Origin of the sequence: Aestuariivirga sp., from assembly GCF_046093005.1 — a bacterium.
Taxonomy (GTDB): domain Bacteria; phylum Pseudomonadota; class Alphaproteobacteria; order Rhizobiales; family Aestuariivirgaceae; genus Aestuariivirga.
Map to the genome: position 1 here is coordinate 21,815 of NZ_JBJTER010000007.1, position 10,437 is coordinate 32,251.

General features: G+C 65.8%; 11 protein-coding genes. 10 read left to right on the forward strand and 1 reads right to left on the reverse strand.

The window, feature by feature from the left end:
• Window positions 1–8: 8 nt before the first annotated feature.
• Genes ACKOED_RS00380 through ACKOED_RS00395 form a run of 4 tightly spaced genes read left to right on the forward strand, consistent with a single transcriptional unit; the run spans window position 9 to window position 3,760 of the window.
• Window positions 9–1,055 carry an ABC transporter ATP-binding protein gene (locus ACKOED_RS00380; protein ID WP_408914594.1) on the forward strand — a complete coding sequence of 349 codons (1,047 nt, stop codon included), beginning with the start codon at window positions 9–11 and terminating at the stop codon, window positions 1,053–1,055.
• Complete coding sequence (locus ACKOED_RS00385; protein WP_408914595.1) at window positions 1,052–1,933, forward strand: ABC transporter permease; 882 nt, start codon at window positions 1,052–1,054, stop codon at window positions 1,931–1,933. The genes ACKOED_RS00380 and ACKOED_RS00385 overlap by 4 nt, the downstream gene beginning before the upstream one ends.
• The gene (locus ACKOED_RS00390) at window positions 1,926–2,765 is read left to right on the forward strand and encodes an ABC transporter permease (protein WP_408914596.1); all 840 of its coding nucleotides are present in this window, start codon (window positions 1,926–1,928) and stop codon (window positions 2,763–2,765) included. The genes ACKOED_RS00385 and ACKOED_RS00390 overlap by 8 nt, the downstream gene beginning before the upstream one ends.
• Window positions 2,762–3,760 (forward strand): zinc-binding dehydrogenase, encoded by a 999-nt coding sequence (locus ACKOED_RS00395; RefSeq protein ID WP_408914597.1) that lies wholly within the window; start codon window positions 2,762–2,764, stop codon window positions 3,758–3,760. Before ACKOED_RS00390 ends, ACKOED_RS00395 begins: the two co-directional genes overlap by 4 nt.
• Here ACKOED_RS00395 and ACKOED_RS00400 read toward each other — a convergent pair.
• Complete coding sequence (locus tag ACKOED_RS00400) at window positions 3,747–4,523, reverse strand: MBL fold metallo-hydrolase (RefSeq protein WP_408914598.1); 777 nt, start codon at window positions 4,521–4,523, stop codon at window positions 3,747–3,749. The two genes, ACKOED_RS00395 and ACKOED_RS00400, sit on opposite strands and share 14 nt — an antisense overlap.
• Before the next feature lie 173 nt (window positions 4,524–4,696).
• On the opposite strand from ACKOED_RS00400, the gene ACKOED_RS00405 reads away from it, so the two are divergent.
• The 6 genes from ACKOED_RS00405 to ACKOED_RS00430 form a co-directional block, all read left to right on the forward strand.
• A complete protein-coding gene (locus ACKOED_RS00405; RefSeq protein WP_408914599.1) occupies window positions 4,697–5,773 on the forward strand; it encodes a PotD/PotF family extracellular solute-binding protein in 1,077 nt (358 codons plus the stop codon).
• Between the two features lie 9 nt (window positions 5,774–5,782).
• Window positions 5,783–6,592 (forward strand): ABC transporter permease, encoded by an 810-nt coding sequence (locus tag ACKOED_RS00410; protein ID WP_408914600.1) that lies wholly within the window; start codon window positions 5,783–5,785, stop codon window positions 6,590–6,592.
• Window positions 6,593–6,596: 4 nt separating this feature from the next.
• Window positions 6,597–7,367 (forward strand): ABC transporter permease, encoded by a 771-nt coding sequence (locus ACKOED_RS00415; protein ID WP_408914601.1) that lies wholly within the window; start codon window positions 6,597–6,599, stop codon window positions 7,365–7,367.
• The gene (locus ACKOED_RS00420) at window positions 7,368–8,411 is read left to right on the forward strand and encodes an ABC transporter ATP-binding protein (protein ID WP_408914602.1); all 1,044 of its coding nucleotides are present in this window, start codon (window positions 7,368–7,370) and stop codon (window positions 8,409–8,411) included.
• Entirely contained in the window at window positions 8,408–9,016 is a 609-nt protein-coding gene (locus tag ACKOED_RS00425; protein WP_408914603.1) for a cysteine hydrolase, read from the forward strand. Before ACKOED_RS00420 ends, ACKOED_RS00425 begins: the two co-directional genes overlap by 4 nt.
• On the forward strand, window positions 9,013–10,437 hold a 1,425-nt coding region (locus ACKOED_RS00430; RefSeq protein ID WP_408914604.1), incomplete at its 3' end, for an MGH1-like glycoside hydrolase domain-containing protein. The genes ACKOED_RS00425 and ACKOED_RS00430, both read left to right, overlap by 4 nt.

Sequence of the window (10,437 nt, forward strand, 5' to 3'; positions counted from 1 at the left end):
TGATGGGCATGACCACACCGGCGCTTGAACTCCGCGATGCCGTGCGCCGCTTCGGGCCGGTGGTGGCGGTCGATGGCGTGTCGCTGTCGGTGGCGCAGGGCGAGTTCGTGACGCTGCTGGGGCCTTCGGGCTCCGGCAAGACCTCCACCTTGCGGCTGATCGGCGGCTTCGAGGACCTGGACAGCGGCGAAATCCTGATCGGCGGCGCACGCATCGATCACCTGCCGGCCTACCGGCGCGACACCGCCACCATCTTCCAGTCCGGCGCGCTGTTCCCGCACAAGACGGTTGCTGAGAACGTCGCCTATGGCCTGCGCATGCGGAAAGTGGCGGAGCCGGAGCTTGGCCGCCGCATCGCCGAGGCGCTGGACATCGTGCGCCTCAAGGGCTTCGAGAACCGCTATCCGGCCCAGCTCTCGGGCGGACAGAAGCAGCGCGTGGCGCTCGCTCGCTCGCTCGCCGTGCGCCCGGCGATCCTGCTGTTCGACGAGCCCCTGTCGGCGCTCGACCTGTCGCTGCGGCTGCAACTGCGCGCCGAGATCAAGCGGCTGCATGACGAGATCAGGTTCACGGCGATCTACGTGACGCATGACCAGGGCGAGGCGATGGCCATGTCAAGCCGGGTCGCCGTCATGAACAGCGGCCGCATCGAGCAGATCGATGCGCCCGAAACGGTGTTCCACGCGCCCGCCAGCGAGTTCGTCTACACCTTCATCGGCGAAAGCTGCTGCCTGCCGGTCCAGGTTGCCGCATCCGGGATCGCCGACAAGACGGGCGAAGCCTTGGCGCTCACGCTCGAAAAGCCGCTGGCCGCGGGAAGCTGCCGCATCTATGTCCGCCCGTCGCGATTGAAGCTTGAGGGCGAGGCGGGCCTGCTTCCCAACCGCCTCAGGGCGCGCGTCCAGTTCGTGGAATTCCTCGGCGATGTCTACCGCTATCACCTGAAGGCCGGTGCCTCGGAACTTGCCGCCGATCACCCCAGCGCCGCGGGCCTCAGCCCCGGCGACCTCGCCACGGTGGGCTGGCGCAGCGAGCACATGAAGGTGTTCCGGTGACAAGCGCGGCGCAGGCGGCGGCGGCCCGGCGCAAGGCCCTGGCGCCATGGCTGCTCATGCTGCCGGCGCTGGTCATCGTGCTGGTGTTCTTCGGCATCCCCACGCTGCTCATGGCCCGCATGAGCTTCAACCTGCACATCGATCAGCGGCTCTATGTGCCGGGCTTCACCTTCGATCATTATGTGAACCTGTTCTCCAACCCGCTGTTCACCAATGCCATCTGGACGACGGTGAAGCTCTCAGTCGCCGCCTCGCTCGCCGCCGTGGCCATCGGCTACAGCTTCGCGCTGCTGGTCTGGCTGAAGCCGGCGGGCTGGCGGCTCCTGTTCGTCGGCCTGGCGCTGTGCCCGCTGCTGATTTCCGAGATCGCCATCATCTTCGGCTGGTGGATGTTCTTTCCTAAGAACGGGCTGTTGAGCTACGCGCTGCTTTCGGCGGGGCTGATCGATGACAAGATCAGCCTCATGTATACCGAGTTCGCGGCCTTCGTGGGCCTCGTCTATCTCACGCTGCCCTATTCATTCTTCATCCTGCTGTCGATCTTCGACGGGCTGGACAAGCGCCTCATGGAGGCCAGCGCCGATCTCGGCGCGCCGCCGCTCAAGACCTTTGTGGAGGTGCTGCTGCCCCTCACCTGGACCGGCATTCTGGTGGCCTTCTCGCAATCCTTCATCTGGACCATGGGAACCTATGCCACGCCCTCGGCGCTGGGGCCGGACACGCTGTGGACCATGGGTTTCCTCATCCAGGAGCAGATGTTGGCTAAGCACAACTGGCCGATGGCGGCGGCCCTCTCGGCGGTTCTGGTGATCGGCGTCGCTGCCGTGATGGTCTTCACGCGCAGCCTGCAATCGAAGCGGGCGTCATTCCATGCCTGAGGCTGTCTTGAGCCGCGGCGCGCAAACGCCGGTTCTCCGGGCGCTGGGCGTAGCCTTCACGCTGTTCATCTTCGGCTATGTGCTGGTGCCGATCCTCGTCACCATGGTGATGTCGTTCAACGACGCGTCGATGATCCGTTTTCCGATCGCCAGCTGGTCTTTGCGCTGGTATGCCGATTTCTTCGGCAGCCCCCAGTGGACGGACGCACTGGCCAACAGCATCATCATCGCCTGTGGCACGGCGGTGATCTCCACGGTCTCGGGCGTGCTCTGCGCCTGGGCCTTCCAGCGGTTTTCAATTCCCGGCCGCGATGCCTGGTACATTCTCATCATGCTGCCGCTGTTCATGCCGGGCGTGGTGCTGGGCCTCGGGGTGGCAATCGCCTTCGGCGGGCTTTCGGTGGGCGATTATGCGCTTTACGGCTCGCGGCCGCTGGTGATGATCGCGCATTCGCTGTGGGCCATGCCGCTCGTCTTCATGCTGATGGAGGCAACCTTCAAGACCATCGATTACCGCGTCGTCGAGGCGTCCTATGATCTGGGCGGCGGCCCGGTGCGCACCTTCTTCGAGGTGGTGCTGCCGATGGTGTCGACGGGGCTTGTGTCCTCGTTGCTGTTTGCCTTCGTCATTTCGCTCAATGAATTCGTGATGGCGCTGTTCTTGACCGACCGCGATTCCCAGACGCTGCCGGTGCTCATGTGGCTCAGCCTGCGCTCGGCCGGCACGCCGCGGCTGGCGGTCGCCTCGGTGATCCTCGCGCTCACGGTGTTCCTGTGTCTCAGCCTGATCATGCTGTGGTATGTCCGGCAATTGCGAAAGGTATCCCGATGAAGATGAAAGCCGTCGTCGCCACTGGCCAGGGCGGGCCGGAGGTGCTCCGCCTGATGGAGGTCGATCTCGCCTGGCCGCAGGGTCCGGCGGATGTGCTGGTGGAACTCAAGGCCGCGGCGCTGAACCCGGCGGATGTGTTCTTCCGCCAGCTCGGCGGCTACATCGCCGGTGCTCAGCCCTTCGTGCTGGGGCATGACGGCATGGGCATCGTGAAGGCGGTGGGCGCGGCGGTGACGCGGGTGAAGCCGGGTGACCGCGTGTGCTTCTGCAACGGCGGCATCGGCGGAACCATGGGGACTTATGCGGAGGCCGCCGTGGTGCCCGAATGGCAGCTGGCACTGGTGCCCGATGCGGTGGCCGATGAGACGGCCGCCGCCCTGCCGCTGGTCGCCATCACCTGCTGGGAGTCGCTCTATGAGCGCGCGGGCGTGCAGCCTGGCGAATATGTGTTGATCCATGGCGGCGCCGGCGGCACCGGGCATGTGGCCGTGCAGCTCGCGGCACTGCGCGGCGCGCGGGTCGCCGCCACGGTGAGTACACGCGCCAAGCAGGAGATCGTCGAAGGGCTCGGCGCTGAAAAGGCGATCAACTACCGCGAGACGGATTTTGCGGACGCGGCGATGAGCTGGTCGGGCGGCCTCAATGTGGCCTTCGACAATGCCGGCGCCGAGACCATGACCAGAACCTACCGCGCCATGGCGCCCTATGGCCGCGTGGTGACGCTGATGGGCACCGCGCCCGATGACGCCGATCTCAACGCCTACAACCTCAACCTCACCATCCACAATGTGATGATGCTCACCCCCATGTGGAAGGGCCTCACGGACCGCCTGAAGGCCCAGGCGGCGATCGTGGCGGAGGCCTTGCAGCTGGTGGCCGCCGACCGGCTCAGGCTGCGGATTGCCGCCAGCTTCCCGCTGGCCCAGGCGGCGGAAGCGCAGGGATTTCTGGAAAGCGGCCAGGCCATCGGCAAGGTTGTGCTCACGATGCGCTGAGCGGCGCCTGCCTCAGCCAGTCCTTGGGATCGCCCAGCCGCTGGTTGCCGGCCAGGTAGGAATCGATCAGCGCATGCAGCCGGTCACGGCCGAAGGAATTCTCGTGCCCCGCATGCACGGTCTCCACGGGAAGCTCCTTCAGCCGCTGCAGGGAATGCGCATAGGCCCCGGCATCCGAATGCCAGGCGGTGTCGATCAGCAACCCGTCATAGATCACGTCGCCGCTGAACAGCGTCCTCGTCGCGGCCTCATAGAGTGCGATCGACCCCGGCGAATGCCCGGGCAGGTGAAAAACCCGGAAGGCGCGGTCACCGGTGTCGAGCACGTCACCTTCCTCGAGATAGCCGGTGAGCGGCGCCGGCGTCAGCCGGAAGCGGCGCAGCTCATAGCCGGCGTGGGGCAGGGCGGTGATCAGCTCGGCGCCAAGCCATGGGGTGGCGCAGCTCCGGTCATTGCCGGGGGCCGCGTAGTCCGCCGCCTCGCTGGCGTGCCCGAGGCGCGTGTCGAATTCATGCGCGCAGCCCATGTGGTCGAAATGGCAATGGGTGCAGACCGCCGCCACGGGTTTTTCGGCGAGCGCGGCAATCGCCGGCTTCAGCGGCCGCAGGCCCATGCCGGTATCGACCAGAAGGTGCCGGTCACGCCCATGGATGAGCCACATGTTACAGCGCATCCATGGCGCCACATGGGTTTCGAGAATGCGGCTGACACCGCCGCCGATGTGGTGGACCTCATACCAGGGACCCGTGGCCACCGGCATCATCGGGAAGCGCCCGTCTTGTTCCGTGCGCCGAATGAGAGTTCGTTCATCGCGCGTGTTTCCTGACCCTTCGGACGTTGACATGACGGAACCCCCGAAGCAATTGCGGCGAAAACACCGGGTTGCCGGAAAACCGCCCGCGTGATAGGAATATCCAATAAAATCAGGAGGAAACAATGCGTCTCTCAATCAATCGCCGCACCGCGCTCTGGCTCTTGGGCGCGCTTCCCTTGCTGGGCGCCGCGTCCCGCCCCGGCCATGCCGCCGGAGAGATCAAGGTGCTCAACTGGCAGGGCTATGGCACCGACGAGAAATGGGCGCTGGAGGCTTTCGAGAAGGCCACCGGCATCAAGGTGGTGCATGACTATTTCAACTCCGAGCAGGAGATGCTCACCAAGCTGCGCACCAGCCCCGGCGCCTATGACGTGGTGCTGATCAACAACATCTATGTGATGGACGCCGCCAAGGAAGGCCTCATCCAGCCGCTCGATACGGCGAAGCTCTCCAACTTCGGCGATCTGGCGCCCGCGCTGCGTGACAGTGACCGCTTCGTGAAGGACGGCAAGCATTTTGCGTCCGCCTGGGTGTGGGGCCTCACCTCCTTTGCCTATAATGATGAGAAGATCACCGACAAGATCGACAGCATCGAGGCGATGTGGGATCCGAAATTTGCAGGCAAGGTCGGCATGCGTGACGATGCCATGGAGGCGATCCAGTTCGCGGCACTCGCCACCGGGCAGGACATCAACAACCCCGCCGACATGGCGAAGATCAAGGACAAGCTCGCCGCGCTGAAGCCGCAGCTCAAGACCTTCTGGTCTTCCGAGGACGAGTGGAACAAGCTGTTCGCCGCCGGTGATTATCTGGTGGCGGTCTATTGGTCCGGCAGCGCGTCCCGCTCGCGCAAGGCGATGAAGCTTCCGGTGCGCTTCGTGGTGCCCAAGGAAGGGGCGATCGGCTGGTTCGACGGGCTGGCGGTGGCCGCCAATGCCCCCAATCCCGATGGCGCGCACGCCTTCATCAATTTCATGATCGATCCGTCCTTCTACGTGCCGTGGGACACCAATGTCGGCGCCCCAGCCTCGGCCAACCTCAAGGCCATGGCGGGCCTGCCGGAGGATGCGCTGAACCGCGCGGTGCTGGGCGACCCCGAGGTGGTCAAGCGGGTGCAGTGGATGGCCCCGGTCACCGATCAGCAGCGCCAGGCCCAGCAGGAACTGTGGGACGAGGTAAAGACCTCCTTCGCGCAGTAGCCGCCGCCGATGGCCGCTGGCCGCCCGCAGCTGAATATCGCAGCCCTGGTGGCGCCGGCCTATCTCTGGCTGGCGTTCACCGTGTTGCTGCCGCTTGCGGTGATGCTGTTCTTCTCCTTCCTCACGGCGGTGCCGGTTGGCGGCCGGGAGGCTGAGCTCACCCTGAAGCATTATGCGTCGTTCTTCACCAAGAAGATCTACTGGTACAATGCGCTGCGCTCGCTGGAGCTTGCCTTCTATGTGACGGCGGCCTGCGTGGTGCTCGGCTATCCGGTGGCGATGGTGCTGACCCGGATGATCGCCGGCCGCGCCCGCGAGGCGATCTTCCTGCTGATCATCCTGCCCTTCTGGTCCAATGCGCTGGTGCGCACCTTCTCATGGACCATGGTGCTGCGCGGGCCCTTTGACATCATCTTCACCTATCCGGCCATCGTCATCGGCCTCATCCACGCCTATCTGCCCTATGCGGTGCTCACCATCTATGTGTCGCTGCAGGCCATCGACGAGCGCGTCATTGAAGCCGCGCGCTCGCTGGGGGCGAGCAGGCTTCAGGCCTTCATGCGGGTGATGCTGCCCCTGAGCCTTCCCGGCGTGCTGGCCGGCGTGTTCCTCATCTTCGTGCCGGTCACCGGCTCGTTCATGGAGCCGCGCATCCTCGGCGGCAAGGATGCGATCATGCTGGGCCCGATCATCGAAAGCCAGTTCACGGCCACCTTCAACTGGCCGCTGGGCGCCGCCCTGTCCTTCATGATGCTGGCCATCATCCTGCTGATCCTGGCGGCATCCTACCCGTTCCTGCGGCCAAGGCTGGCGCGGTAGCGGCATGCGCGCGCTTGGCTACGCATATCTGGCCGCCATCCTGGCCTTTCTCTATGTTCCCATCGCCATCATGATGGCCATGGCCTTCAACGCCTCGCCGCTCTACGAGCTGCCGTTCCGCTTCGATCTCGTATGGTTCACGTCGCTCATGCACAACGAGAGGCTGCTCACCGCCGGCTGGAACAGCGTATGGATCGCCTGCCTCACCGCCGTCATCGCCACCACGCTCGGCACGCTGGCGGCACTCGGCCTGGCGCGCCATGAATTCACCGGCAAACGCTTCCTGCAGCTCATGCTGTTTCCGCCGGTCACCATTCCATGGCTGATCATCGGCACGGCGATGCTGATCTTTTTCTTCTGGACGGGCGTCGGCCGCGGCCTGCATGCGATCCTGCTCGGTCATGTGGCGCTGTCCATCCCCTATGTCATCGTGGTGGTGGGCGCGAGGCTCGCCGCCCATGGGCCCGAGCTGGAGGAGGCCGCGGCAAGCCTCGGCGCCACGCCCGCCCAGGCCTTCCTGCGCGTGACCATGCCCATCCTGGCCCCCGGCATCGTGGCGGCGGCGATGTTCGCCTTCGCGGTCTCCTTCGATCAGTTCGTGATTTCCTATTTCCTCGCCGCGCCCGGCACCGCGACGTTGCCCGTCGAAATCTTCACCGCCATCCGCAAGGGCTTCACGCCGGAGATCAACGCCATCTCGACCATCGTCATCATCGCTTCCATGAGCCTCATGCTGCTGGTGGCGCGCTTCTACCGGTTCGGCGGAGAGCGCTGAATGACCGCCATCAGCGTCACCTCCCTCACCAAGCGCTACGGCGCCTTCAAGGCGCTGGACGGCGTCTCGGTGGAGTTCAAGAATGGCGAGTTCTTCGGCCTCCTGGGGCCATCGGGCTCCGGCAAGACCACGCTGCTCAGGTCGATTGCCGGTTTCGTCTCGCCGGATTCGGGCCACATCGCTTTCGATGGAGAGCCGATGGAGCGGATTCCGGTGCACCGGCGTCGCATCGGCATGGTGTTCCAGTCCTATGCGCTATTTCCGCATCTCACGGTCAACCGCAACCTGGCTTTCGGGCTTGAGGTGCGCGGCGCGCCGCAGGCGGAGACGGCCGCGAAGATCGCGCAGTACCTCGCGCTGGTGCGGCTCGAAGGCCTGGGTGAGCGCAAGCCGCGCGAGCTCTCGGGCGGCCAGCAGCAGCGCGTGGCGCTGGCCCGCGCGCTCATCACCGGGCCCCGCGTTCTCCTGCTCGATGAGCCCCTGGGCGCGCTCGACCGTAAGCTCCGTCAGGAAATGCAGGTGGAGCTGCGCGACATCCAGCGGCGCACCGGCATCACCACCATTTTCGTGACCCATGACCAGGAAGAGGCGCTGACGCTGTCTGACCGCATCGCCATCATCCATGAAGGCCGCATCGTGCAGGTCGGCGCGCCGCAGGAGGTTTATGAACGGCCAGTGAGCGTGTTCGCCGCGCAATTCATGGGCGATGCCAATGTGCTGCGCGGAACACCGGCCGATGGCGGGCTGGTGCTGGCGGGCGGCAGCTTCATCCGTACGGCCGGTGGCTCGGGCGGCGTCGCCATCGTGCGGCCGGAGAAGGTGCGCATCGGCGGCGGCGCTGCGCCACAGGCCAACGCCCTTTCCGGCGCCGTGCTGCAGAGCGTCTATTCCGGCGCCAGCGTGCTCTACCGTGTCGCCGTTCCGGGCTTTGGCGACACGCCGTTCTTGGCCTTCGAGCAGAATGCCTCCGGCCGGCTCTTCGAGGCGGGCGCCACGGTTACGCTTTCCTGGGACGCCGCCCACACCATCGCGGTGTCGTCATGAACACCGGGCTGGTGCATGGGCCGCTGAGCCGCGCCACCTGCCATGTCGCCGTCGACATGCAGGTTTACTTTGCCGAGAACAGCGAATGGGCCTCGCCCGCCACGCTGGCGATCCTGCCCGCCGTCACACGCCTCGCCGCGCATGCGCCGGCGCGCACCATTTTCACCCGTTTCATGCCGCCCCATGCCGAGGCCCATGCGCCGGGCCAGTGGCAGACCTATTACCGCCGCTGGGCCAGCGTGCTCGGGCAGAGCAATGATCCGGGCATCTATGATCTGCTGCCGCCCTTGCGCGGCTTGGTGCCGCCCGCCCATGTGGCGGACAAGCCCACCTATTCGGCCTTCGAGGCGCCAGGCTTTCTCGCGGTTCTGGAGAGGCTCGGCTGCGACACCATGATCCTGAGCGGCGTTGAAACCGATGTATGCGTGCTGGCCACCGCGCTCTCGGCCGTTGACCGTGGCATCCGCGTCATCCTCGCCACGGACGCCATGGCGAGTGGCAGCGCGGAAGGCCATGCCCGCATTCTGGATACGCTGGTTCCGCGCTATGACCGGCAGATCGAAACCGCATCCTGCAGCACCATTCTCGAAAGGTGGACGCCGTGACCGTTCCCAGCTACTTGCGCACCCCGCCCGTTCCCTTGCACCGCGCCTGGAACACCTGGGCGGCGCATCGCTATCTGGACATGATCTTCCTGCCGCTTGGCATTCATGTCTCGCCCTTGTTCTTCGCCGCCAGCACCGGCAAGGCGCTCCAGCCGGGCCCCGGCAGCCAGATCAGGCTCGGCGCCCACCATACCGATGGCGCGCGCGTCGAGGCCAGGCTCGATCATGCGGGCACGGTGCTGGACTGGTCATGGGCCAAGCACAGTAACTTCGACATCGAGGCCACCTGGTCCACCAGGCGCCATGGCGAATGGGGCCTGCGTTTCTGGGTCTTGCTGGTGCTGCGCCAGGAGGATGGCGCGCCGTGGCGCTATGACGAGGCCGCGCAGGTGGCTTACTGCACCGTGGGTCCGCGCACCGTCGCGGTCGCGGCGCGGCGCGCGCCGCTCTTGGTCACCGGCCACGGGAGCGAAGCCGATGTCGCCCGTGAGCTTGAAACGCGGGGCTACTGGTTCCTCGAATCCCGCGCCGCGTCGGCGCCCGTGCTGGCGCTGCGCTTCAACCTCGAGGAGGCCGCCGGGAACAGCATCCGGATCGCCATCGCCGACCGGCCGGACCTCGCCATCGCCCGGGTCCGCGAGATGAGCGATCCCAGGCCAGCGCCGGATCACGATGAAGCCCAGGCCGCGATCCGTGACATCATGGGCTGGAACACCATCTGGGACAGCGTCAACCACCGCCCCTACATCACCTGCTCGCGCAACTGGGATCTCAAGAAATTCGGCGGCTTCGGCTTCTGGCTCAACGACACGGCGGTCAACGCGCTGCTGGTCTCGCTGTTCGACGCCGACCAGGCACGGGAGACGCTGTCTGTTGTTCTTTCGGCGGCGACGCCGGAAGGCAACCTGCCCTGCATCATGACCGGCAATGACGCCTGGGTGGACCGCACCCAGGCGCCGCTCGTTTCCTTCATCGCCTGGCAGGTCTATCAGCGCACGGGCAATCGCGCGCTGCTGGAGATCGCCTATCCCATTCTCCGCGCCAACAATCTCTGGCTCCGCCGGGCGCGTGACGGCAACGGCAACGGGCTTCTCGAATATGGCTCGTCCGACGTGGGGCTCGGGCTCTACAAGGGAACCAAGCTGGCGGCCAAGGATGAATCCTTCATGGACAATTCGCCCATGCATGACGAGGCAAGCTGGAACGCCGCCTCGCGCACGCTTGACAGCGAGGATGTGGGCCTCAATTCGCTGTGCTGCCTTGACAGCATGAGCCTTGCGAAGATCGCCGCGGCGCTGGGCGAGGACGCAGAACCGCATCTCGCCCATGCGGCGTCCTTGCGCGCCCGGATCTCGCGCGAGCTGTGGGATGCCGATCGTGGCATCTTCGCCAACCGGCTATGGAGCGGCAAATTCGTCGGC